21 protein-coding genes are annotated in these 24678 nt (G+C 71.1%); 10 read left to right on the top strand and 11 right to left on the bottom strand.

The window, feature by feature from the left end:
- The first annotated feature begins 41 nt into the window (after positions 1-41).
- A complete protein-coding gene (locus BL254_RS06980) occupies positions 42-2588 on the top strand; it encodes a bifunctional SulP family inorganic anion transporter/carbonic anhydrase (protein ID WP_305775647.1) in 2547 nt (848 codons plus the stop codon).
- Positions 2589-2773: 185 nt separating this feature from the next.
- A complete protein-coding gene (locus tag BL254_RS06975; RefSeq protein ID WP_076842847.1) occupies positions 2774-3763 on the top strand; it encodes a ketopantoate reductase family protein in 990 nt (329 codons plus the stop codon).
- A gap of 24 nt (positions 3764-3787) precedes the next feature.
- Here the strand turns inward: BL254_RS06975 and BL254_RS06970 are convergent, their stop codons facing one another.
- Positions 3788-4225 (bottom strand): J domain-containing protein, encoded by a 438-nt coding sequence (locus BL254_RS06970; RefSeq protein WP_047221426.1) that lies wholly within the window; start codon positions 4223-4225, stop codon positions 3788-3790.
- Positions 4226-4299: 74 nt separating this feature from the next.
- Between BL254_RS06970 and BL254_RS06965 the strand changes: the two genes are divergently transcribed.
- A complete protein-coding gene (locus BL254_RS06965) occupies positions 4300-5079 on the top strand; it encodes an SDR family NAD(P)-dependent oxidoreductase (RefSeq protein ID WP_047221427.1) in 780 nt (259 codons plus the stop codon).
- A gap of 15 nt (positions 5080-5094) precedes the next feature.
- On the opposite strand, the gene BL254_RS06960 is transcribed toward BL254_RS06965, so the two are convergent.
- A complete protein-coding gene (locus tag BL254_RS06960; RefSeq protein WP_047221494.1) occupies positions 5095-5883 on the bottom strand; it encodes a sulfite exporter TauE/SafE family protein in 789 nt (262 codons plus the stop codon).
- 103 nt (positions 5884-5986) lie between these two features.
- Here BL254_RS06960 and BL254_RS06955 point away from each other — a divergent pair, with 103 nt between their 5' ends.
- The 4 genes from BL254_RS06955 (at position 5987) to BL254_RS06940 (ending at position 9293) form a co-directional block, all read left to right on the top strand.
- A complete protein-coding gene (locus BL254_RS06955; RefSeq protein WP_076842918.1) occupies positions 5987-7096 on the top strand; it encodes an amidohydrolase family protein in 1110 nt (369 codons plus the stop codon).
- A 194-nt stretch (positions 7097-7290) separates the two neighbouring features.
- Complete coding sequence (locus BL254_RS06950) at positions 7291-7761, top strand: VOC family protein (protein ID WP_013874716.1); 471 nt, start codon at positions 7291-7293, stop codon at positions 7759-7761.
- Positions 7762-7850: 89 nt separating this feature from the next.
- Positions 7851-8552 carry a VIT1/CCC1 transporter family protein gene (locus BL254_RS06945; protein ID WP_047221428.1) on the top strand — a complete coding sequence of 234 codons (702 nt, stop codon included), beginning with the start codon at positions 7851-7853 and terminating at the stop codon, positions 8550-8552.
- Between the two features lie 84 nt (positions 8553-8636).
- A complete protein-coding gene (locus tag BL254_RS06940) occupies positions 8637-9293 on the top strand; it encodes a TIGR03085 family metal-binding protein (protein WP_047221429.1) in 657 nt (218 codons plus the stop codon).
- A 1-nt stretch (position 9294) separates the two neighbouring features.
- On the opposite strand, the gene BL254_RS27610 is transcribed toward BL254_RS06940, so the two are convergent.
- The 8 genes from BL254_RS27610 to hrpA all read right to left on the bottom strand — a co-directional run bounded on the left by BL254_RS27610 (position 9295) and on the right by hrpA (position 19062).
- On the bottom strand, positions 9295-9708 hold the full coding sequence (locus tag BL254_RS27610) for a hypothetical protein (RefSeq protein WP_052914224.1): 414 nt from the start codon (positions 9706-9708) through the stop codon (positions 9295-9297).
- A 582-nt stretch (positions 9709-10290) separates the two neighbouring features.
- On the bottom strand, positions 10291-10884 hold the full coding sequence (locus BL254_RS06930; RefSeq protein ID WP_076842846.1) for a metallophosphoesterase family protein: 594 nt from the start codon (positions 10882-10884) through the stop codon (positions 10291-10293).
- Positions 10885-11078: 194 nt separating this feature from the next.
- On the bottom strand, positions 11079-11732 hold the full coding sequence (locus BL254_RS06925; RefSeq protein WP_047221431.1) for a GPP34 family phosphoprotein: 654 nt from the start codon (positions 11730-11732) through the stop codon (positions 11079-11081).
- Positions 11729-12037 (bottom strand): hypothetical protein, encoded by a 309-nt coding sequence (locus BL254_RS06920; protein WP_235433239.1) that lies wholly within the window; start codon positions 12035-12037, stop codon positions 11729-11731. Before BL254_RS06920 ends, BL254_RS06925 begins: the two co-directional genes overlap by 4 nt.
- Before the next feature lie 7 nt (positions 12038-12044).
- Positions 12045-12992, bottom strand: a complete 948-nt coding sequence (locus BL254_RS06915) for an SPFH domain-containing protein (RefSeq protein WP_047221432.1) — start codon at positions 12990-12992, stop codon at positions 12045-12047.
- A 144-nt stretch (positions 12993-13136) separates the two neighbouring features.
- Entirely contained in the window at positions 13137-13652 is a 516-nt protein-coding gene (locus BL254_RS06910) for a Uma2 family endonuclease (protein WP_076842845.1), read from the bottom strand.
- Positions 13653-13848: 196 nt separating this feature from the next.
- Entirely contained in the window at positions 13849-14895 is a 1047-nt protein-coding gene (locus BL254_RS06905; protein ID WP_076842844.1) for an aldo/keto reductase, read from the bottom strand.
- A 93-nt stretch (positions 14896-14988) separates the two neighbouring features.
- Positions 14989-19062, bottom strand: a complete 4074-nt coding sequence (gene hrpA / locus BL254_RS06900; protein ID WP_076842843.1) for an ATP-dependent RNA helicase HrpA — start codon at positions 19060-19062, stop codon at positions 14989-14991.
- Positions 19063-19224: 162 nt separating this feature from the next.
- On the opposite strand from hrpA, the gene BL254_RS06895 reads away from it, so the two are divergent.
- The gene (locus tag BL254_RS06895) at positions 19225-21711 is read left to right on the top strand and encodes a SpoIIE family protein phosphatase (RefSeq protein WP_076842842.1); all 2487 of its coding nucleotides are present in this window, start codon (positions 19225-19227) and stop codon (positions 21709-21711) included.
- Between the two features lie 102 nt (positions 21712-21813).
- Positions 21814-22026: a hypothetical protein gene (locus BL254_RS06890; protein ID WP_371390134.1), complete on the top strand. Its 213-nt coding sequence runs from the start codon at positions 21814-21816 to the stop codon at positions 22024-22026.
- Between the two features lie 15 nt (positions 22027-22041).
- Here the strand turns inward: BL254_RS06890 and pstS are convergent, their stop codons facing one another.
- Positions 22042-23232, bottom strand: a complete 1191-nt coding sequence (gene pstS / locus BL254_RS06885) for a phosphate ABC transporter substrate-binding protein PstS (RefSeq protein WP_175648312.1) — start codon at positions 23230-23232, stop codon at positions 22042-22044.
- 246 nt (positions 23233-23478) lie between these two features.
- Between pstS and BL254_RS06880 the strand changes: the two genes are divergently transcribed.
- Positions 23479-24654 carry a substrate-binding domain-containing protein gene (locus tag BL254_RS06880; protein WP_076842841.1) on the top strand — a complete coding sequence of 392 codons (1176 nt, stop codon included), beginning with the start codon at positions 23479-23481 and terminating at the stop codon, positions 24652-24654.
- Positions 24655-24678: the final 24 nt, after the last annotated feature.

The following is a 24678-nucleotide window of genomic DNA, read 5'->3' as shown; positions in this document are numbered from 1 at the left end:
CGGAAGGCACCGGCCGCGGCCGATCCCGTCGGCGCCCGCTCGTGCCCGGTACCTTCCGGCCCGACCTGCAGGCGTCGCTGGTGGTGTTCCTGGTCGCGATACCGCTGTCGCTGGGCATCGCGGTCGCCTCGGGCGCGCCGGTCGCCGCCGGACTGATCGCCGCCGTGGTCGGCGGCGTCGTCGCCGGCGTGCTCGGCGGCGCGCCGTTGCAGGTCAGCGGCCCCGCGGCAGGGCTGACGGTCATCGTCGCGGGCCTGGTGTCCAGCTACGGATGGCAGGTCACCTGCGCGATAACCGCCGCCGCGGGCGTGGTGCAGATCCTGTTCGCGGTCAGCCGCGTCGCCCGCGCGGCGGTCGCCGTCTCGCCCGCGATCGTGCACGGGATGCTCGGCGGTATCGGGCTGACCATCGTCTTCGGGCAGTTGCACGTCGTGCTCGGCGGTAAACCGGAAAGCCATGCCCTGGACAACATCGCGACGCTGCCCGGGCAGATCATCGACAACCACAACGCCGCGACGCTGATCGGTATCGTGACGATGGCGATCATCCTGCTGTGGCCCCGGCTGGCCAAGGTGCTGCCCAGGCAGGTGCGGGCGATTCCCGCGCCGCTGGCCGCGGTCACCRTCGGGACCGCCGCCGCCGCCGCGTTCCACCTCGACCTGCCCCGGGTCGATCTACCCGGCTCGATCCTCAGCTCGCTGTCGCTGCCGGGGTTCCCGGATGGCGCCTGGGGCGGGATCGTAGTCGGTGTCCTCACCGTCGCCGTCGTCGCGAGCGTCGAATCCCTGCTGTCGGCGGTCGCGGTGGAGAAGCTCCCCGGCGCGCGCCGTCCCGGGCAGCGCCCGGTCAGCCTCAACCGTGAGCTGTTCGGCCAGGGATCGGCCAACATCCTCTCCGGCCTCGCCGGCGGCCTGCCGGTCACCGGTGTCATCGTCCGTAGTTCCACCAACGTCGCCGCCGGGGCGAGGACGCGGGCATCAGCGGTCCTGCACGGTGTGTGGGTGCTGCTGTTCGCCGTGTTCCTCGGCGGGGTGATCGAGTGGATTCCCCTGGCCGCCCTGGCCGGGCTGCTGGTGGTCGTGGGGATCCGGCTGGTCGACATCTCCCATCTGCGCCATGTGCGTCGGCACGGCGAGCTGCCCGTGTACGTCGTCACACTGGTCGGTGTCGTCGCTCTCGACCTGCTGCAGGGCGTCGCGCTCGGTCTGGTCACCGCGCTCGGCCTGATCCTGCGCCGGGTGCTGTGGTCCAGCATCCACCTGGTCCGCTCCGGTGAGCTGTGGCAGGTGGAGGTCGAGGGGACCCTGAGTTTCGTCTCCCTGCCCCGGCTGTCCCGGATCCTCGGCCGGATCCCCCGGGGCACGCCCGTGCTGATCGAGCTCGTGGTGGACTACCTCGACCACGCGGCATTCGAGCATCTGCACACCTGGTGCACCGACCACGAGCGGGCCGGGGGGAGCGTGACGGTCGACGAGATCGGCCACGCCTGGTTCCGGCCCGCCCAGGACGCTCCGGCGGGTCGGCGCCGCACCGTCGTCCCGCACCTGCCCCGCTGGTTCGCACCCTGGTCGCAGTGRCAGGAGCTGGCCGCCGCGCACACTGACTCCCAGGAGGCCGGYCCGCGGGACGCCGACATCCAGAGCGATCACCAGACCGACGACTCCTCGACGGCCGATTCTCGGCAGTCAATCGGAACAGGTGTGACCGGTCGCGGGCCCGCGGCCGGTCACGCGCATCCCGTCAGCACGATGCTCGTCGGCGTGGCCGAGTTCCACCGCCGGGCCGCCCCGCTGCTGCGTGGCACCCTCGGCGGGCTCGCCGAGGCGCAGCGCCCCAGCGCGTTGTTCCTGACGTGTGCCGACTCCCGGGTGGTTCCGAACATCATCACCAGCAGCGGCCCCGGTGATCTCTTCACCATCCGTAACGTCGGTAACCTCGTCCCGCCCGGCGCGTCCGAGCGCGGCGCCCACATCGCGCCGGGCAGCGACCTGTCCGTAACGGCCGCGCTGGACTACGCCGTCACCGTCCTGAAGGTTCCCTCGATCGTGGTGTGCGGGCATTCCGGGTGCGGCGCGATGCAGGCGCTGCTCTCGGGCGACCTCGACAACGATCCGGACTCCGCGCTGGCGGGGTGGCTGACCCACGCCCGCGGGGCGTTGGCGCGCCTGCCGCTGCCGGGTACGGAGGGGYTGTCCCCGCTGGAGCAGCTGGGCCGGGCGAACGTCGTCCAGCAGTTGGAGCACCTGCGTGCCCATCCCGCCGTCCGGGGGGCGCTGGAGCAGGGCGGGCTGCAGCTTGTCGGCCTCTACTTCGACATCTCCGTCGCGTACACCTGGGTACTCGACGAGGAGTCGGGCTATTTCGTCGACCCCTCGGAGGTGCTGACCACGGTCGCGCCGCACCGCCGCCGGGCGTCCCGCCGCTGGGACACGCCGGCCTCGACAGCCTCGACAGCCTCGACAGCCTCGACCGGCCCGACGACCGGCCCGTCCACGGCGCATCCGCCGTCGGCGCCGCACACCAGAGGGCCCGGGAAAACGCTCCTCGACGGCCATCGCGGCCGTCGCCGCCGTGGCACCCCGGCCTGAACGGTGAAATCGAGGTAAAGCGCGGTGACATCGAGGTAAGACATACGGCCTTCCGCGGGAAGGCCGCGGTCGCTCGGCGGGCCTTCTTTCGCGGGAAGGCCGCCGGCCGACCGGGCCCTTGTACCGGTTTCGTGCGGGCCGTCGACTCTGACGAACGTCCCGGCCCGTAATCGATACTGGATGGTATGCGTATTGTGGTGTTCGGCAGCGGAGCGATAGGAACGCTGCACGCCTGGGCGCTGTCACGGGCCGGGCATGACGTAAGTGTGCTGGTCCGCCCAGAACAGCTGGCCCACTGGTCCGACGGTATCGGCCTGCGGATTCTCGACGTACGGGGCAGGCRCCGCCGAGAGGTCGTCGAGCGGTTCCGCCCCCATGCTGTCACCGAGTTGCGTCCCACGGACGGCGTCGACCTGGTCGTGCTCGCCGTCCGGCACACCCAGACCCCGGATGTCCTGCCGGAACTGGCGCGCAACCTCGGTTCCGCCACTGTGTTGTTCCTGAACAACAACTGGTGCGGACTTGACCTCATAGACGCCCACCTGGGCAAGGACCAGTACGTGCTGGGCGCGCCACGCGGTGGCGGCGGCATCATCGACAACATCCTCGACGGTGCGCTCGAGGGCGGGATCATGCTCGGGTCGAGCGTGTCCGGGCACGCGCTGTACGGCCCGACGACCGACACCGCCGAGCAGAACCTGGGCCGTCTCGTGGCACTGTTCGCCGAGGCCGGTTTCCGGCCGGAAATCCACCCCAACATGGAACACTGGCTGTGGGTGCATTTCGCGAGCACCGCCGCATGGATATGCGGTGCCGCCCGCGCCCGCGGCTTCGAGCCTTTCACCCGAAGCAACCGGGCGGTTTATGACGCGTTGCACGCCGGCCGCGARGCCATGCAGATCTGCGCGGTGCGCGGGGCCGACGTGCGTACCGCGCAGGATGCGCGGCCGTTCCTGCTGCCGCCGTCCACCGTCACCCCGGCGGTCCGGCTCATGCTCCGTGGTGAGCTGCTCCAGCGTATGTCGGTGAATCACGGCCGGTATGGCCCGGTGGACCTCTACGAAATCTATGATGATCTCGTCCGCACGGGTGAGCGGCTTGACGTCCCCATACCCTGTCTGCTGTCCTACCGCGCCGACGTGGAACGCATGGTGGAACTCGCACCCAGCCTGTGACCGTGAGCTCTCTGCTGTAACCGCTCATCGGGACCGGTTGGCGATGAGGGTGGCAACCGGGGGGATGAGTGCGGCGACGAGCATCATCGCCAGCGCCGCGGGCACCGACACCAGCCGGATCACACCGCCCGCGAGTACGAACAGCGTGACGCAGACGGCCATCATCGCCAGATACCGACGGCGAACCCCTTGTTGCGCCCACTCCGTCCGTCCAGCCCGCCCCGGTGCGTCACCGGCCGCCTGGCCGGGCACGGGGTGGGCGTGCGTGCGCCGGTCGTAGTCACGCCGCCGTTCGGGATCGCCCAGCACCTCGTACGCCCTGCTGACCCGCTCGAAGGCCTGCTCGCTGCCACCGGCGTCCGGATGGGTGCGCCGCGCCGCCCGCCGGTAGGCGGCCACGATCTGCTCCTGGGAGGCAGCCGGCGGCACCCCGAGGACGTCGTAGAGTGAGACCACAGCCACGAGTCATCCCATACCCCGCCGGCCACATTCAGCCAGCACCCGTTCAGCCCAGCCCGTCCGGTCCCGGAGGTCACATGGATCTGCAGCTCGCCGGGCGGGTCGTTCTCGTCACCGGGGGCTCCGACGGGCTGGGGGCGGCCGTCGCGCGTGCCCTCGTCGCCGAGCGGGCGCGGGTGGCGATCTGTGCCCGTGACGAGGCCCGGCTAAAGCTCACCGTGGACGAGCTGCGCGCCGCCGGCGGGGACGTCCTCGCCGTACCGGCGGACGTCACCGACGTCGACGCGCTGGACCGTTTCGTCACCGCGGCCCACAGCCGGTGGGGCCGGGTGGACGCGATCGTCAACAACGCCGGCCGGTCCGCGGGCGGGGAACTGGCCTCCGTCACCGACCAGCAGTGGCAGGACGACCTGCAGCTGAAGCTGTTCGCGGCGATCCGGCTGTCCCGTCTGGTGCTCGGCCATCTGCGCGCCTCGGACGCCGCGGCGGTGGTCAACGTGCTCGCGACGGCGGCGAAGGCACCGCCGGCGGCGTCGCTGCCGTCCTCGGTGTCCCGGGCCGCCGGGCTGGCGCTGACCAAGGCGCTCGCCAGCGAATGGGGCCCGTACGGGATCCGGGTCAACGCGGTGCTGGTCGGCCTGGTCGAAAGCGGCCAGTGGGAACGGCGGGCCGCCACCACCGACACCCCCGTCCGGACGTTGTACGAACGGATGGCGCGCGACGCGCGGATACCGCTGGGCCGTGTCGGCCGGGCGGCGGAGTTCGCCGACGTCGTGACCTTCCTGCTCTCGCCGCGCAGCTCCTACGTGACCGGGACCGCGCTCAACGTCGACGGTGGCCTGTCCCCGGTGGTGTGAGATCCGGCCCGGCCGTCAGCCGGTGGCGATGAGGATGACGGCGACGACCACCCCGAGAGCGATCACGGTCGTGCGCAGCGCGGTGGCCGGCAGCAGCCGGGCGGCCCGTGCGCCGAGCACCCCACCGGCGCCGGAGGCCAGCAGCAGGACCACGGCGAATCCCCAGGCAACCCGCGCACTCACCACGAACACGGCGATGCCCACCGCGTTGACGCCGAACGACAGCAGGGTCTTGGACGCGTTCGTGCGCTGGAGGTCGTCCGGCATGAGGATGCCCAGGACGCCGAGCAGCAGCACGCCGAGGCCCGCGCCGAAATAGCAGCCGTAGGCCCCGGCCACGAACACCCCGGCCCGGGTCGGCCAGGTCACAGCCACCCCACAACCAGCCCGTCGCCGGGCCACTGCCTGCCCGCTGGCCCGTCGCCGGGCCACGATGGCGGCCAGTCGCGGCTGGGCGGCGAGCAGCAGGCAGGCCACCAGCACCAGGTAGGGAACGACCACCCGGAAGGAGTCCGCCGGGGCGGCCAGCAGCACGACCGCCCCGCCCAGTCCGCCGAACAGCGCCGGGCCGGCCAGCGCCCGCAGCCGGGCGGCCTGCCCGGTCAGCTCCCGGCGGTAGCCGAACGCGCCACCGGCGTATCCGGTGACCAGCCCGACCGAGCAGGTGACGTTCGCGGTGAGCGCGGGCATCCCGGTGGCGAGCAGCGCCGGGAAGGCGATCAGGGTCCCGCCGCCGGCCACCGCGTTCACCGCTCCGGCCAGCAGGCCGGCGGCCGCGACGCCCACGGTGTCCAGGACTCCCATGGCACGCACGCTCTCACGGCATACCCGCGGCAGGCCGCCGTTCTCCTCGTCCGGACATGTGCTCTTCTCGTCCGGACGGGTGCTCTTCGGCTACACAGGTGGGGTGGCTGCTTCCGAGACATTGAGGATCACAGGCCCGGTGCTGGTCGGCCCCGAGGAGGTCCGGGACGGGCTGTGGGTTGTGGACGGGAGGATCACGTTCACGCCTCCGACCGGCGCCCGCGCCGCCGACGCGCGCACGGTGTCGGGCTGGGTGCTGCCCGGCCTGGTGGACGCGCACTGCCATGTGGGGCTGGACGCCCACGGAGCGGTCGACCGGGACACCGCCGAGCGGCAGATCCGCGCCGACCGGGACGCGGGCACGCTGCTGATCCGGGACGCGGGCTCGCCCGCGGACACCCGCTGGGTGGACGACCGCGAGGACCTGCCCAGGCTGGTCCGGGCCGGCCGTCACATCGCCCGGACGAAACGCTACATCCGTAACTACGCCGTGGAGATCGAGCCGGCCGAGCTGGCCGCCACCGTCACCGAGCAGGCCCGCCGGGGCGACGGCTGGGTGAAGATCGTCGGTGACTGGATCGACCGGGCCACCGGGGACCTCGCCGCCTGCTGGCCCCGGGATGCCGCCCAGGCCGCGATCGCGGCGGCCCATGCCGCCGGCGCCCGGGTCACCGCGCACTGCTTCGCCGAGGACTCCCTCACCGACCTGGTCGAGGCCGGGATCGACTGTGTCGAGCACGCGAGCGGGCTGACCGTCGAGACGATTCCCCTCTTCGCCGAGCATGGCGTCGCCATCGTGCCGACCCTGGTCAACATCGCCACCTTCGAGGGCATCGCCGCCGGGGCGGCGGAGAAGTTCCCCGCCTACAGCGCGCACATGCGGGCGTTGCACGCCCGCCGCTACGACACCGTCCGCCAGGCCCACGAGGCGGRCATCCCGATCTACGTCGGCACGGATGCCGGCGGGTCGCTGCCGCACGGCCTTGTCGCGGACGAGGTCGCCGAACTGGTACGGGCCGGACTGCCTGCGGTGGCGGCTCTGTCGGCGGCGACCTGGGCCGCGCGTGCCTGGCTTGGTTTCGCCGGGCTGGCCGAAGGGGCACCGGCGGATTTCGTCGTCTGTTCCGAGGATCCGCGGGTGGACGTCCGGGTACTCGCCGAGCCGTTGCTGGTTGTCGTGCGTGGTCGGGTGGTGGCGGGCAGGGGCGCATAACACCGGCGTTCGGGCGGTTGGTGGAAGTACGTTTCCGCGGTCGGGTTCCCGACGTGGGCAAAGCCGTGTTCTCGGGCACAACATCGGGAAGAAGAAGTCCGGCGCGCAACCACGTCGGCCGACTGGGCGGGAAACGCCGGGCCGGCCGCCGGGAAACGGCGAGCCGACCAGATGGGAAAACAAGGAGTTCTCCGATGCTCACACGCCCCCGGTGGACACACGTGGCCCTCCCGTCCAGCGACATCGACGCCTCGATCGACTTCTACACGACGATGACCCCGCTCGTGGTGGTCGCGACCCGTCAGGATGCCGCTGGCCGCAGCGCGTGGCTGTCCAACGATCGGCAGTGGCAGGATCCGTTCGTGCTGGTCCTGGCCGAGTTCAACGCCGAGCGTGGGCACCGGCAGCCGACGATGACTCCGTTCGCGCACATCGGGATCGAGGTTACGCAACGTGCTGAGATAGACGCGATCGCCGATCGGGCGAGGGCCGCGGGCTGTCTGCACTGGGAGCCGCAGGACCTGCCCGACCCGGTCGGCTACGTCTGCGCGGTGACCGACCCGGACGGGAACGTGATCGAGTTCAGCCACAACCAGAAGGTGTTCCAGACCATCCGCGAGCTGTGGGGCCCCGCCGAGCGCGCGCACAGCAACGGTGTCAGATGAGCCGACGGTGTCGATGAACTGACAGCCAGCAGTCGAGTCGGCAGCCGGCTGGGCCCGGCAGCCAGCCGGGCCGGTAGCGTTCAGGACTCGTGGCGAGATCAGGGCACGAGGAGAGGCATCACGGTGGACGGCTGGGCTGGCTGCGCGCCGCGGTACTCGGCGCGGACGACGGGCTGGTATCGACGGCGAGCCTGATGCTCGGGGTGGCCGTGTCGTCGGCGTCCCGGACGGCCGTGCTGACCGCGGGTCTGGCCGGGCTGGTTGCCGGGGCGGCGTCGATGGCCGCCGGGGAGTTCGTCTCGGTGAGCTCCCAGAAGGACGCCGAACGCGAGGATCTCTCCGTCGAGGCCGCGGAGCTCGCGAGCGATCCCGACGCGGAGTTGGAGGAGCTGACCGGTATCTACATCCAGCGCGGGCTGAGCCCCCGGCTCGCCCGGGAGGTGGCTGTGGAGTTCAGCCGCACCGACCCGCTTGCCGCGCACGCCCGCGACGAGCTCGGCCAGTCGCCGCAGAGCGCCGCCCGTCCGGGGCAGGCCGCCGCGGCCTCGGCGCTGAGTTTCGCCCTGGGCGCGGCGCTTCCGCTGGTGGCGTTGCTCGCCGGCTCAGACACGGCCAGAACCGTGTTACTGATCGTGATTACTGAGGTTGGGCTGGCGCTGCTCGGCGCCATCGGCGCCGCGCTCGGTGGCGCGCGGCGGACGCGGGCGGCGATCCGTGTCGTTCTCGGCGGATCGGCCGCCATGGCCGTGACAGCCGCGGTTGGCGCTCTTGTCGGCACCGCCGTCGGCTGAGCCCGTACCTGATGATCATCCGGCGATTACCTGGCGCGGTCGTGTTGATGCGTGACCGGAGCGCTGGCGGCTAGAGTGCTGGCTATGGTGCGATTGACACCGCAGGAACGGTACGCGCAGCAGGAGCGGCGGGAACTCAGTGACCTCCTGCTGGAGCTCGGCCCCGACCAGCCGACGCTGTGCACCGGTTGGACCACCCGCGACCTGGCCGCCCACCTGGTCGCCCGGGACCGCAAGCCGCAGACGTTGCCCGGGCTCGCGATACCRCAACTGCACAAGGTCACTGAGCGCGTCGAACGGGCCACCAGGGAGTCGCACTCCTACGAGGATCTTGTCGCTCTGGTCCGCAAGGGCGCGCCGGTGTGGCATCCAGCCCACCTCTCGCTGGTGGACGAGCTGCTCAACCATGTCGAGTACTTCGTCCACAACGAGGACGTCCGGCGGGCGCAGCCGGACTGGAAGCAGCGGGATCTCGACACCGCCGAGCGGGACAGGCTGTGGAAGGCGCTGAAGGTGGTCGGCAAGATTGGTTTCCGCAGGTCCCCGGTCGGCGTCGTGGCGGAGTGTACCGACGGGGGGGGCCGGCTGGTGCTGCGCTCCGGTGGGCGGCAGGTCGTCCTCGCCGGCGCGGCCCCCGAACTGCTGCTCTACGCCTTCAACCGCCGGGAGCAGGCCGCCGTCGACATCCGCGGCGACGAGGCGGCCATCGCCGACTTCCGGGCCGCCCCCTCCGGGCTGTAGGTCAGTCCCCGTCCGCGTAGAGATCCTCAAGGCCGACGGTCAGCAGACGGTCGGTCGTGTCGTGTAGTTCGGGATCGAAACCGGCGTCGCTGTAACAGGCGATCACCGTGTCCCGGGTGTTGAATCCTCTGGCGGCCAGCAGGTCGCGGGCCCGGCGCAGCCGCTCGACCTGCCGGATTCCCATGATCTCGCCCCATTTCGCCTCACCCAGGGAAAGCACCCGGCGCGGCTCACCCGGATCGGCCGGCGCGAGCACAACGACGTTGACCTCCATCCGCGTTCTGCTCGCCGGGTCCGTGATGACACCGGCTCCGACCTCCGCCGGCAGGCCCCCGAAGGTGTCGGTCGGTGTCGCGATCGCGAACTCACGGCAGATCTGCTCGAATTTCCCATCACCGACATGGCCGAGCCGCACAACAGGAGCGCGATGCTGTTGCCACCGGAGACCGCCCGGTCGATCTCCCGCTGAAGAATCGACGGGAGCTCGGGGGACACTGTGCTCAGATACGGGAATTCGTTGATCACGACTGGTCCGGGCCAGCCACCGGCCACCGAGAACAGATGGACGATCGCTTCGTCCCAGTTCGCGAACCGCTGGGGCACAGGCACATGTGCGTGCTCGGCCAGAGCCGTGGCGAAGAGGCGCAGCGACTCCGCCCGCTGACCACGCCCAGGCGCGGCCGTGTGCCGGAGCGCGAGACGAAGGCCGCCAGATGACGCCACTCGAAGTCGCGGTCGAAGACGCGGTCCGTCTTGATCATTCGGAGCCCATGGAAGCCGCACGGCCCCGGCAGCGTGTTCCGCGGAACACAGCCGCCGAACGAACGCGGCCCCTGGACACCGCCCGGGGCCGACCTGCGTCAGCCCGGTGCTCGCAGCGAACTCGGCGAGGGCGGCCTGGAGGCCCTCGCCGATCTCGTGGGCGATGACCTCGGGCGAGCGGCCACCAGCCTGTCAGCCCCGCCCCCACTGCTGACTGTGCAATCCCGGAATGCCGCTACCGGAGTGCGGGCTGGGTCGCGGTGTCGAGCTGGTCGAGCAGACGCACGATGTTCTCCGCTGGGACGGGGGTCCAGTCCCAGACGTCCACGCCTACGTTGATCTGCCGGTCGTGGATCTGCCAGGCGTCGTGCAYGTGCCCGCACAGCAACGGCCGGCCGTCGTTCTCGGGGCGGCGGTCGGCATAGCGGTCCTGCTCCGTGTGGTCGCCGTGGTACGGAAAGTGCGCCAGTGTGACGAGACGGTCGCCGATGCGGTGATCCCGCACGACTCCGCCGGCGTGGACCTGGGCGAAACCCGCGTCGATGTAACGCTGGACCTGACCGGTGTGCCGGCGGTGCCCGGACCAGCAGGCATCGTGATTTCCCGCGACGAGGATCTTGCGGCCGTTCAGCTCGGCGACCGGGCCGAGTTTCGTCGGTGTCAGGGAGACGTCCCCGAGTACCCACACCGTGTCCTCGGGTGCCACGACGGCATTCCACCGCCGCACCAGGCCGGCGTTCATCGTCTCGACGTCGGGCCAGGGACGGGAGGCATAGACCAGAATGTTCGTGTGGCCGAAGTGGAGATCAGCCGTGTACCACGTCGTCACAGCTTTCCTCTCCTGTACTGTTCATGTTGTCGGAATCATTTCCTTGTTTCTGGGACCGGCGTTTCTCCGGGTATCGATCAGTCATGGCAAACAGATCAATTATAGCGAACGCCGGCCGGCGCGGCCATGGGCCGTCCGGCAACGCGGGACGGCTGTCGGCCACCGGCTGCCAGCGGCGGCAGCGGTCCGGGATTTCAGGACGCGGCCGATGCCTGGTCGGCGGCGATTACTTTGCGCAGCGCAATTGGCGGTGGGCCGCACAGCTCGGTCAGCTGGGCGATCCGCGCCCGGTGCTCACGCCGTTGTGCCCGGGTGAGCACGGTCTTCAGCCGGGCGGCGGCGGCAAGCGCGACAACGGCGGCGTCATACGGGTCGACACGCGCCAGCGGGACACCGCCGCGCGCCACCCGGCCGGCGTTGCCGCGCAGTTCCCTGACGACGCGCGGATCCCGCACGGTGATTGTGTCCGCGGGGAACAGGAGGAGTATCCGGCGGGGCTCCACACGAATCCAACCGGCCGTTTCCAGCTGGTCCCGCACGGCGCGTACGGTTGGGCGGGCCTCCCGCCGGATCCAGTATTTCCACGAACGTGGCCGTGACGACCTTTCGATCTTCCTGAGGATGCCTTCCAGCAGCGGATCCACATCCCGGACACGGCCTGTTGCCGCCGATGGCGGAATCACCTGTGCCCTGCCCCTCACATCGACAAGACGGCCGGCGAGAAACARGTCGGTGAGCGCTGCGGCGCGCAGCAGGTAGCCGAGGTACGGGCGGCCGGTCAACCGCTCCCTGTCGGGATCGCAGGAAACCAGGTAGAGCCGCGCCGGGAGAGATTCGGGGAGTTTCACCGCTGCGTCCTTCCTTCGCCATGCTCTTTGTCGACCGCGTCGTGAACATCCCGGGTCCCGGTGCGGGCGTCGGCATCCGGGCCGTCCGGAGTCGGGGTGTCCGGAGTCGGGTCGGGCTTTGGAGGGCGTCCACGGCGCGGCATACGCTCGACGTTCCCGGGTAGCCGTCCGGCCTCCGACAGCGCCCGGCGCAGCAGGAACTCGATCTGCGCGTTGGTGCTGCGCAGTTCGGCGGAGGCCCAGCGGGCGAGCGCGTCGTGCACGGCGGGATCCAGCCGCAGCAGGACCTTCTTCCGCTCCGTCACCTGTCTGTCAGTGGTAGAGCGAGCCGGTGTTCACCACCGGCTGCGTGGACTGCTCGCTGCACAGGACGACCAGCAGGTTGCTGATCATGGTCGCCTTGCGTTCGTCGTCCAGCGTCACGACGTCCTGTGCCTCGAGCCGGGCGAGAGCGAGTTCGACCATACCGACCGCCCCTTCGACGATCCGCTGGCGGGCGGCCACCACGGCGCCGGCCTGCTGGCGGCGCAGCATGGCATGGGCGATCTCGGGAGCGTAGGCCAGACGGGTGATACGCGACTCGATGATCCCCACCCCGGCGGGCGCCACCCTCGCGGTGATCTCCTCGGAGAGCCTGCCCGTGATCTCGGCGGCGTTGTCCCGCAACGAGAGGACGGCGTCGCCGTGGTTGTCGTACGGGTAGCTGGTGGCGATGTGCCGCACCGCGGTCTCGGCCTGGGTGCCGACGAACTCGACGAAGCTGTCCACCTCGTAGACGGCCCGTGCGGTGTCCCGCACCTGCCAGACCACCACGGCAGCGATCTCGATCGGGTTGCCGTCCGCGTCGTTGACCTTGACCGTGGCGGTCTCGTGGTTGCGGATCCTGGTCGAGATCTTGCGTCGTCTCGAAAACGGGTTCACCCAGCGCAGGCCGGTCGTGCGGATCGTCCCGGTGTAGCGGCCGAACAGGGACACCACGCGCGCCTGGCCGGGCGCGACGGCGGTCAGGCCGAACAGCGTCACCAGGCCGCCGAGGACGAGCAGACCACTGATCACGATCAGCACCACGCCCCCGGCGAGGCCGGGGCCGGTGAACGCCGTCACCAGCAGCACCCCGCCCGCGATGCCGCCGGGCCCGAGCACTAACACCACCGCCAGGCTCAGGCCGAGCCCGGCCCAGCCGGACCTCCCGTTCATGGACCGCTCCTGGACCTGCGTCGCGGGTTCCCGCGTGACCGTTTCGGAGCCGTCAGTGCTCATGGCCGATCCCCCTCGTGCGCCGTAGTCACCGCCGCTGCCATCGACGGGCAGAACACTATCATAGTGATATCACTTTTTGACGGAGAGATGACCGCAAGAGGGCTGAACGAAGAACAGCGAGAGGTGGGGGAGGGTGGCGCCGGCTCAGGGCCAGTCGATGCCGTCGATGAGCTCCGCGGCGCTGACCTGGAGCAGGTCGCTCTGCCCGGTCTCGTCGTACTTGCCGTCGACGAGCTGCCAGATCCGCACGGTCCGGTGCAGGGGGTCGGCGACGATCAGCTCGTCCACCCTGTGCGCGGCATAAAAATCGATCTTCGCGTAGGTCTCGTCGTCCGGAGAGACGACCTCGACGGCCACGGCGGCGGTGGGCAGAAACGCCCCGCTGGGCCGCCCGCGGTGCAGACCACCGTCGGGGACCCGGTAGTTGTCGTGGCGGCCAAGATTGAACGGGCCCGTGCCCACCAGCCCGGCTGCGCGCGCGCGAGGGAGCAGCAGAGCGTTCAGCTCGTAGTCGACGCGGCCGTGTTCCGCGGATGGTCCCGGTGCCACGTGATATTCCCCGTCCCACACTTCGTCGAAGGTGTCCTGCCCGAGTGCCTGGCGTCGGGCGATGAACTCGTCGAGAACATGCGGGCGTTCGCCGAGGATCACAGTGCGCACGTCGAAATCATCTCCCAGGTCGGGCTGTCCCAGCTCGGGTTGTTTCCCTGCGACCTTGTGTTCCTGATCAATGATAGATCGACGCCATACCGCGATCCATCAGGGTCTTCCGGGGCGCCGCATGTGCTACGACATATGCCAACATGCCAGCGCATGTGGCGCCCCGGAGAGGTACGGGGTGGATTCCAGTGGTCGGTCAGTGGGCCGCGTTGCCGTTGCCGCGGCGGCGTGCGGCGGGGTTGGTCAGGGACGGCGGCTGGTAGCCGGCGTCCTCGGGGTTGATCGTCGTACCCGGCGGGACGATCTCGTCGATACGGTCCAGCACGTCCGGCGTGAGCGTCACCTTGGCGGCGTCGAGCTGGGACTCGAGCTGTTCGAGGGTCCGCGGGCCGATGATCGCCGAGGTGACGGCGGGATGCTCCAGGACGAAGGCGAGGGCCAGGTGGATCAGGGACAGCCCGGCCTCCTGGGCCAGCAGGGTCAGCTGCTCGACCGCCTCGAGCTTGGCGACGTTCGCCGGCCGGCTCAGGTCGAACCGGCCCGGGACGCGGGTGCTGCGGTGCGACACCGGAGTTTCGGCGCCCTTGCGGTAGCGGCCGGACAGCCACCCGCCGGCCAGCGGGCTCCACGGGATCACCGCCAGGCCGTAGCGTTGCGCTACCGGCAGGACCTCCCRCTCGATGCCCCGGGCCAGGATCGAGTAGGGCGGCTGCTCGGACACGACGCGCTCACGCCCGCGGCGCTCGGCGATCCACTGCCCCTCGACGATGCCCGACGGCTCGAAGGTCGACGTCCCGATGTAGCGGATCTTGCCCTGGTGGACGAGGTCGCTGAGAGCGCCGAGGGTCTCGTCGAAGTCGGTGCCCGGCTCGGGGCGGTGGACCTGGTAGAGGTCGATCCAGTCGGTCCGCAGCCGGCGCAGGCTGTTCTCGACCTCGAGGGCGATCCACCGCCGGGAGTTGCCGCGGTGGTTGGGCCGGTCGCTCATCACCCCGTGGAACTTCGTCGCGAGGACCACCTCGTCCCGCCGGCCACCGGCGAGGGCCCTGCCGACGATCTCCTCGGACTCGCCCTGCGAGTAGACGTCCGCGGTGTCGATGACGTTGATGCCCGAGTCGAGCGCGCGGTGAATGATCGCGATGCTCTCGTCATGGTCGGGATTGCCCCAGGCGCCGAACATCATGGCCCCGAGTGTCAGCGGACTGACCTGGACTCCGGTGCGTCCGAAAGGGCGAAGCGACACGTGCCCCACTCTCCTCGTGAGATCGACTCTCCGTTGCGACACAGCCCCCACCGCATCTGCACCCAACCGATCGGAAGGGACGGTAATTCCTGCTCAGAGGGGTAGCTGGTCCAGGGCGCGGAAGATGCGTTCGGCTGATATCGGGTAGGCGGTGCGCAGGGTCTGGGCGAACAGGCCGACGCGCAGTTCCTCGATCATCCAGCGGATCCGCTGGAGTTCCTCGCCGTGCGGGCCGTCCGGCGGTGTCCGGTCGAGCAGCCGCTGGTGCTCCAGCGTCACCTGCTCGACCTGCAGCATGCGCTGCCGGTCGCGGTCCGGGTCGGACGGGAGTTTCTCCAGCCGCCGTTCGATCGCGGCCAGGTAGCGGGCGATGTCGGGCAGCCGCTGCCAGCCGGTGGCGCTGACGAAACCCGGATAGACCAGCCCCGAGAGCTGGGAGCGGATGTCGTCCAGCGCCGGTGCCAGCGCGGCGAGGCCGGCGCTCGCCCCCGCCCGCCGGGCGGGCTCCCGCGACCGTCCCGGCRGCGGCTGTGGTTGCACGCGTGCCTGCCAGTCGGCCAGCTGCCCGGAGACGGTGTGCGCCGTGGCGAGGATGCGCTCCACCTTCGTCACCACGTCGAACGCGGTCTCGTCCAGGTCGGTCTGGACGATGCCCCGCAGTTTGGCGAACCCGTCGGCGTCCCACCCGGGCCCGCCGCCGGCCGCGATCAGCTTGTCGGCGGCGCAGGCGACGCAGTCGTCGAGCAGCTCGACGACGCCGCGGTACGGATGATGGCTCAGCGTCAGCTTGGCGGTGTTGCTCAGCCGCGCGTTGATCTGTTTGATCGGGGACGGCATGTTCAGCAGCAGCAGGCGCCGCGTGCCCAGCCACATGGCCTGGCGTGCCTCGGCCTCGGTGGCGAACACGCGGATCGCCACGCTGCGCCCCTGGTCCAGCAGCGCGGGGTATGCCCGCGCCGGCCGGCCGGGGCCGGGATGCTGCCGTTCCACGAGCTGCGGGAGCGCGTCGAAGTCCCAGGTCCGCAGGCCGTCGCGCTCGACGCCGTCGGCCACGGCGCAGACCGCCGCGCGCATCGTCGGCGCCAGCTGGTCGACGAGCGCGGCCAGGTCCCTGCCTTCGGCGAGGGTGCGCTGCTCCTCGTCCACCACCCGGAATGTGATCTTGAGATGGTCGGGTACCCGGTCGAGCTGCCAGGACTCCCGCGGCACCGCCACACCGGTGAGACGGTCGAGTTCGCGTTCCAGCACGGCGAGCAGCGGCCCGTCCGCCGGGGTCACCGCCGCCAGCACCCGCGCGGCGTAGTCCGGCGCCGGCACGAAGCTGCGCCGGATCTGCTTGGGCAGCGAGCGGATCAGCGCGGTCACCAGCTCCGCCCGCAGGCCCGGCACCTGCCAGTCGAAACCGTCGGCGCTCACCTGGTTGAGCAGCGGCAGCGGGATGTGCACGGTCACCCCGTCGGCGTCCGTGCCGGGTGCGAACTGGTAGGACAGCGCCAGCGTGAGCTCCCCGTGCCGCCAGGCGTCGGGGTAGTCGCGTTCGTCGACGCCGTCCGCGCCGGCCCTGACGAGCATGGACGCGGAGAACGCCAGCAGGTCCGGCTGGGAGCGGCGGGTTTTCTTCCACCAGCTGTCGAAATGGCGGCCGGAGACGACGTCGGCGGGGATCCGCTGGTCGTAGAAGTCGAACAGGGTGTCGTCGTCGACGACGATGTCGCGCCGGCGCGCCCGGTGCTCAAGCTCCTCGACGTCGTCGAGCAGCCTGCGGTTGTCGTGGAAGAACGCGTGGTGCGTCTGCCAGTCGCCCTCCACCAGGGCGTGACGGATGAACAGGTCCCGGCACAGGGCGGGATCGACCGCGGAATAGTTCACCCGGCGGGAGGTCACCAGCGGCAGCCCGTACAGGGTCACCTTCTCGAAGGCGACCACGGCGGCCTGTTTCTTCTCCCAGTGCGGTTCGCTGTAGGTGCGTTTCACCAGGTGCGGCGCGAGTGCCTCGGCCCATTCCGGTTCGATGCGCGCGACGGTCCGCGCCCACAGCCGGGACGTCTCGACGAGCTCGGCGGCCACCAGCCAGCGCGGCGGCTTCCGGAACAGCGCCGATCCCGGGAAGACCGCGAACCGGGAGCCCCGCGCCCCCTGGTACTCCTGCTTGTCGGCGTCCCTGACACCGATGTGGGWCAGCAGGCCGGCGAGCAGCGCCAGGTGGATGTTCCGCGGGTCGGCCGGGGTGCTGCCGACGGGTATTCCGAGGCTTTTCACGATCTGGCGCAGCTGGCTGTGGACGTCCTGCCACTCCCGTACCCGCAGGTAGTTCAGGAAGTCGGCCCGGCACAGCCTGCGGAACTGGTTTCCCGACAGCTGCTCCTGCTGTTCCCGCAGGTACTCCCACATGTTGAGGTAGGCGAGGAAGTCGGACTGCTGGTCGGTGAAGCGGCCGTGTTTCTCCGCGGCGGCCTGCTGCGCGTCGACGGGACGCTCCCGCGGATCCTGGATGGACAGCGCGGACGCGATGACCATGACCTCGCGGACGCACCCGTTGTCGCCGGCCGCCAGCACCATGCGGGCCAGCCGGGGGTCGAGGGGAATCTGCGCCAGTTTGCGCCCCAGCGGGGTCAGCCGCATCCGCGCACCGGCCCGGCCCGGCGCCGCCGGCTTTCCCGATTGTTCCGGTGCGCTCGCCGTCTCGACGGCGCCGAGCTCCCGTAGCAGGAGCACACCGTCGGAGATGCTGCGCGAGTCGGGCGGGTCGATGAAGGGAAAGTCCGCCATGTCGCCCAGCCCCAGCGCGGTCATCTGCAGGATGACCGAGGCGAGGTTGGTACGCAGGATCTCCGGGTCGGTGAACCGCGGGCGCGCGTCGAAGTCGTCATCGGAGTACAGCCGGATGCAGATCCCGTCGGCGACCCGCCCGCACCGCCCCTTGCGCTGGTTCGCGGACGCCTGCGAGATCGCCTCGATCGGCAGCCGCTGCACCTTCGTCCGGTTGCTGTAGCGGGAGACACGGGCCAGGCCCGGGTCGACGACGTACCTGATGCCCGGGACGGTCAGCGACGTCTCCGCGACGTTGGTGGCGAGCACGATCCGGCGTCCGGTGTGGGGCTGGAACACCCGGTGCTGTTCGGCGGCTGACAGCCGCGCGTACAACGGCACGATCTCGGTGTTCGGCAGCTGCCTCTTCGCCAGGACGTCGGCGGTGTCCCGGATCTCCCGCTCGCCGCTGAGGAAGAGCAGGATGTCGCCGGGCCCGGCCGCGCACAGCTCGTCCACGGCGGAGGTGATCGCTTCCGGCAGATCGCGTTCGATCATCGCACCCGGGCCGTCGCCGCTCCCGTTGTCGGTCCCGCCACCGGCGTCGGCGTCAGTGGCGGCGCCGGCCGGCACGACCAGCGGCCGGTAGCGGACCTCCACCGGGAAGGTGCGGCCGGTGACCTCGATCACCGGCGCGTCCCCGAAGTGGCGGGCGAAACGCTGCGGGTCGATCGTCGCCGAGGTGATGACGACCTTCAGGTCGGGCCGGCGCGGCAGGAGCTGCCGCAGGTAGCCCAGGATGAAGTCGATGTTGAGGCTGCGCTCGTGGGCCTCGTCGATGATCAGCGTGTCGTACTGGCACAGCAGCGGGTCGGTCTGGATCTCGGCCAGCAGGATGCCGTCCGTCATCAGTTTGATCAGGCTGTTGTCGCCGACCTCGTCGGTGAACCGCACCTTGTAGCCGACGGTTGCGCCCGGCCGGGCGTCCGGGCCGTCGAGCTCCTCGGCGACGCGTTCGGCGACCGCGCGGGCGGCCAGGCGCCGTGGCTGGGTGTGACCGATCAGCCCGCGTACTCCCCGGCCGAGTTCCAGGCAGATCTTCGGCAGCTGCGTCGTCTTGCCGGAACCGGTCTCACCGGCGAGGATCACCACCTGGTGGTCGCGGATCGCGGCGCGGATGTCGTCCCTGCGCTGGCTGACCGGCAGGTCCGGAGGATAGGTGATCGGCGGCACGGCCGCCAGCCGCCGTTGCACGCGAAGTGTGGCCACCTCGACGTCGGCGGCGATCTCGGCGGTCACCGCCGCGCGGGCCTGGGGGTTGCGTATCCTGCGCGCGCCGTCGACGCGGCGTTGCAGGCGGCGCTGGTCACGAACCATCAGATCGGGCAGGCGTTCGACCAGCTCAGCGAGCGGAGGCATCAGAAGGCAGCGTCCAACAGAGTACGGAGAGTGGGCAAGGGGGCGCGAGCATCGGCCGGAAGGCCGGCCGTCCGCCGCCCCCCGGCATTCCCGGTGTCATGACCTACTATCCCGCACAGCGGGAGCAGATAAGGCGGGGCGGCCTGGGTAGGACGTCCGGCGATGGACGTATCCGAGACACCCGGGGCGACGGATGTCACTGTCCGCGGCGATCCGTTCGGGCCGCTGCCGGTGGCCAGCGTGGTCCTCGACCGGCTGGGCACGGTGGTCCGGTGGAGCCGGGCCGCCGAGCGGATGGTCGGCCGTGCCGCCGCGGACGTGCTCGGCCGTCCGGCCACCGCGCTGTTGCACCGGTCGGTGGACGGCACGGCGGTACGTGCCGAGGCCGAGCGGTGCCGGGCCGACGGCGGCTGGGGCGGGCGGCTGCCCACCGTGCACGCGGACGGTCACCGCATGAACCTCTACGCGCGGGTCTGTCCGATGCTCGGCCCGGACGACGGCGCGAGCTGGCTCGTGCTCGCCTCCGACGACGCGCAGATGCCCTGGTGGATGGTGGACCAGCTGATGCTGGGCGGCATGCTCGCCCAGTCGCCGATCGGCATGGCCCTGCTGGACGAGGAGCTGCGGTACAGGTGGCTGAACGACGCGCTGGCGCGTTCCGGCGGCGTGTCGCGCAATGCCCGCCTCGGCCGGCGACTGAGTGAGCTGATGCCGGGCCTGCCCGCCGAGCAGATCGAGGAACGGATGCGCGAGGTGCTCCGGACCGGAGTGCCGATCATGAATTTCGAGTACCGCGGCCGGACGGTCGCCGACCCCCACCGGGAGCACGCCTACTCCACCTCCTTCTTCCGGCTGGACGACTCGGCCGGGCGGGTCCTGGGGGTGTGCTACATCGTCGTCGACGTCACCGACCGCTGGCGGGCGCAGCAGCGGCTGGCTCTGCTCAACGACGCCAGCGCGCGTATCGGCAGCAGCCTCGACGTCATGCGTATCACCCAGGACCTGGCGGACGTGGCGGTGCCGCGGCTGGCCGACTTCGTCGTCGTCGACCTGCTGGAGTCGGTCCTGCGGGGTGAGGAACCGGCGCAGCCCGTCACCGGCACGTCCCGGATCCGGCGGGCGGGRCAGCGCTCGGTGCTCCCCGGGTGCCCGGAGTCGGTCGCGCGGACCGGGGACGTCGTCCAGCCGTCGTTTCCCGCCGCCCGCTGCCTGACCGACGGCCGGCCCGTGCTGGAACCGGTGCTGGACGTCGCGACGAATCCGTGGATCGCGCGGGACCGGCCCCGGTGGGCGAAGATCCGCCGGTTCGGCCTCCGGTCGCTGATAGTGGTTCCGATCCGGACCCGTGGCGTCATCATGGGGGTGGCCACGTTCGTCCGGCGGGTGCGCCCGGATCCGTTCGACGAGGACGACCTGCTGATCGCGCAGGAGTTCGCCTCCCGGGCCGCGGTGTGGGTCGACAACGCCCGCCGGTACACCCGGGAGCACGCCGCGGCCCTGACCCTGCAGCGCAGCCTGCTGCCGCACAGCCTGYCCGGGCAGACCGCCGTGGAGGTGGCGTCGCACTACCGGCCCGCGGACGAGAGCGCGGGCGTGGGCGGGGACTGGTTCGACGTGATCCCGTTGTCGAGTGCCCGGGTGGGCCTGGTCGTCGGGGACGTCGTGGGCCACGGGCTGCACGCGGCGGCGACCATGGGACGGCTGCGCACCGCCGTGCACACCCTGGCCGGCCTCGATCTCCCGCCCGACGAGCTGCTGGCGCACCTGGACGACCTGGTCATCCGGCTCGCCGACGAGGAGGAGAACGCCGCGGGCAGCGCCAGCACCGCGGTGCTGGGGGCCACCTGCATCTTCGCGGTGTACGACCCGGTCAGCCGGCGCTGCACGCTGGCGCGGGCCGGCCACCCCCCGCCCGCGCTCGTCAGTCCCGGCGGGACGGTGGACTTCCTCGACCTGCCGGTGGGCCCGCCGCTGGGCCTTGGCGGTCTGCCGTTCGAGTCCACCGAACTGGAGCTGGTCGAGGGCAGCCTGCTGGCCCTGTACACCGACGGGCTGGTCGAGGACCGGGACAACGACGTCGACGCCGGGCTCGGGCAGCTGCGTGCGGCGCTGAACCGGGCGGACCGCCCGTTGGAGGAGATCCGGGACAGGGTGATCAAGGAGCTGCTGCCCGACCGCCCCGAGGACGACGTCGCCTTCCTGCTCGCGCGTACCCACGCCCTGCGGGCGGAACGGGTCGCCTCCTGGGATCTGCCCCTGGATCCGGCCGTGGTGGCGCTCGCCCGCGCCCACGCGGCCCGGCAGCTGGTCGCGTGGGGGTGCGGCGAGGAGGTGCTCACCACCGAGCTCGTCGTCAGCGAGCTGGTCACTAACGCGATCCGGTATGCCACCGAACCGATCCGGCTGCGCCTCATCCGTGACCGCACGCTGATCTGTGAGGTGTCCGACGGCAGCAGCACCTCGCCGCGCCTGCGGCACTCCCGCACCACCGACGAGGGCGGTCGGGGGCTGTTCCTGGTGGCGCAGTTTACCCAGCGGTGGGGTGCCAGGTACACGCCCAGGGGCAAGACCATCTGGGCCGAGCAGCCGCTGCGCTCGTTCGACACGGCTCTGCCGAGCTGGGGCGGCTTCTGGGACGCCCCGGTTTGACACTCCGTAGGCCGGCCGTGGTCCTGGCTTCCCCTCCCGGGCTCTGTCGCACGGGCCGTCCGGCGGTTATCGTCCGTTTCCGTGTGCGATTCACCGCAGCTCGTGGGTTCGTCCGACATCGCTGCCGCGCTGGGCGTGACCCGTCAGGCCGTCGACCATCGGCTTCGGACCGATCCGCGCGCGCCCGCCCCGGCCGCGGTGGTGAACCGTACCGCGACCTGGGGTGGTACCCGGGTCTGGTGGCGCTCCGACATCGACCGCTGGCTCGGCGGCGCCGACCCCGACCGGTGGGCGCGGCGCCCCGGGCGGAGGTGACTTGTTGGATCATGATCAGCCGAGGCTCGCCACGAGCCGGCGGGCCACGGAGACGGCCGGGTCGGGCAGGGGAGCGTAGCCGATCGTCCGGGTGCTCAGCTGCCCCTGGGCGAGGGTGTAGGCGAGGTAGCTGCGCAGGAGCTCGGCGTTGCCGTTCCCCCGCGCGCAGACGATCGTGTACGTGACCGCGGATGCCGGGTAGGCGAGCGGGTCGTCCGGTGTGTAGTCGATCGGGAGCCGCAGGTCTCCGCGGTCGGACTGTCCCGCTGCCGCGCCGGCCGCGCTCAGCGCCGCGGCGACGCTGGTGCCGTTGGCCGTGACATATGTGCCGGACGTGGTCCGCAGCGCCGCCGTCGGCAGCCCCTGCTCAGCGGCGAAGGACAGTTCCACGTAGGTGATACTGCCCGGGTTGTGTATGACGCTGGCCGTCACCGCGGCCGAGCCTGTGGCGGCAGCGGAACCGCCCGGCCAGGGCAGCTCCTTGCCGATCCCAAGGCGCCAGGACGCTCCCGCCGCCGCGCTGAGGTACCGGGAGAAGACATCGGTCGATCCGGAGGAGTCCTCGCGGTGCACGGGACGCACCGGTAGGGCGGGCAGGGCGCCGCCAGGGTTGTCCGCCGCTATCCGCGGGTCGTTCCAGGTGGTTATCCCGCCCTGGAAGATTCCCGCGGCCGTCGCCGGCGACAGCCGCAGGGAGTACACACCCGGCAGGTTGTAGATGAACACGAGGGCGCCGCCGACGGCGGGAATGTGTAAAGCCTGCCCGGTCGGGGCCGATCCGGCTCCGTCCGGTGGGGTACAGCGTTTGTTGGCGGCCTGTTGTTCCTGTCCTGTCAGAATGGCGTCGGAACCGGCGAAGTCCACGCTGCCGTCGATGAAGCGTTGAATACCCGCGCCCGATCCGATGGACTCGTACGTCACATGGGCGTCATGGCAGCGGATGGTGAAGTCACTGATCCACCGGGCCTGCAGGTTCTGCTGGAAGGTGGCGCCCGCGCCGGTCAGCTTACCTGCGGCACACTGCGGATCCGGGCTTGTCCCGGCGGCACGGTCCGGTCTCTGCGCCGTACAGGCCGCCAGAGCCAGGCAGAACACGGTGACGAGCAGCCGGACGGCTACCACCCGTGGCACCAGCCGCCCGGGTGTCAGCCGCGGCCCGGGTGAGGACCGGCCGTGCGCCACCCGTCGTGGCCGCGTGCACCGCATTGTGAACACGTCCGCCCCCCGACCTGCATTCTCGTGTATCTGGAATACGCGAATGCGGATGGTCGCAGTGGCCCGGAAACGTGACATCGTGCTCCGTGTGGACGGCCGGCGAATTGGAAGTGAACGCGGACGAAGGGTGGTGGGACACAGGCGGCCGGCGCGGGGCCGGTCGGCGATGTCGTTATTGTTCGCGGCATGCGGCGCACATCATCCCACCGCGTCCGATCCGTTCACCGTACTCACGGGATGCATCCCGACCGGGCCCGCCACGCTCGTCMGCACGCCCATCAGTGGGCTGGTCGGCTTTCGTATCGGATACTGGCCGTCCCGCTGCTCACCGCGCTGGCGGCTCTGGGCGCTCTGCTGGTGGGCAACCTGCGACAGACACCGGTCGGCGCGACGTGCCCGGCGGATCAGCTGCTCGTGGTCGCGGCCACCGACATCGCCGACGCCGTCTCCACCCTGGCCGCCCGCTACACAGACGGCCCGGGCCGGGAGTGCACGGCCATCCGGGTCCAGGCACAGGAGCCCGCGGCCGTGGTCGAGGCCCTGGCCGGTGGGTGGGACACCGCACGGTACGGGGACCGTCCGGACGTGTGGATTCCCGACAGTTCGCTGTGGTCACGCCTGCTCGGCAGCAGCGGGTCGGCGACCGTTCGGCCGGACGGCGAAGCCGGTGGTAGCGCCGCGCCTACCGGGCCGCCGCTGGCCTATTCGCCGCTGGTCCTCGCGCTGCCTGCCCCCATGGTCGACGCCCTGCACTGGGCGGAGCACCCACCCACCTGGGCCGACGTGCTGCGCGTGCTGAGCGCGGACCAGGGCTGGGCCGCCCTCGGGCAGCCGGGGTGGGGCCCGGTGCGCGTGGAGATGCCCGATCCGGCCCGGTCCGCCTCCGCGCTCCAGGCGCTTGTCGCCTGGACGGGCGCCGCCCGCGGCCTCGGCCAGGAGGACTATCTGCCCGCCGTCGCGGTGGACCAGCCATCGGTGGTGAGCGTCCTGCGGAAGCTGCGCTCACGGGTCGGCGGGGCGGCGCGGGCGGGCGCCGGGCCGATGTTCGTCATGAGCGAGCAGGAGGTCTGGCGGCACAACCAGGGCGGGCCGGCCGTCCCGCTGACCGCCGTCTACCCCGCGGACGGAACACCCGTGTCCGACTATCCGTACCTGCCGCTGTATCCGGCGGGTACGGCGGCGGGGTGGCGTGCGGCCGCCGCGGGTTTCCTGCGTTTCCTGCGTGAGCCGGACTCGCAGACGTGGCTGGTCAGTCAGGCGTTCCGCTCGGGCCTGGGAGCCGAGGGCGCCCCGTTCGTCCCCGCCAACGGGCTGCGGGCGGACGGCGTCAGCGACCTCCTGCCGGCAACGGGCGCCGCCACCCTCAGCCGGCTCACCCAGGTCTGGAACTCCCTGCCGGCACCCGTTCGGTGAGACCGGAGGCGGCCGTACCGATAA

It is taken from the genome of Protofrankia sp. BMG5.30 (assembly GCF_001983005.1).
GTDB lineage: Bacteria > Actinomycetota > Actinomycetes > Frankiales > Frankiaceae > Protofrankia > Protofrankia coriariae.
Note: the sequence above shows the minus strand (reverse complement) of the source record. Positions and strands in the feature narration are given on the sequence as shown.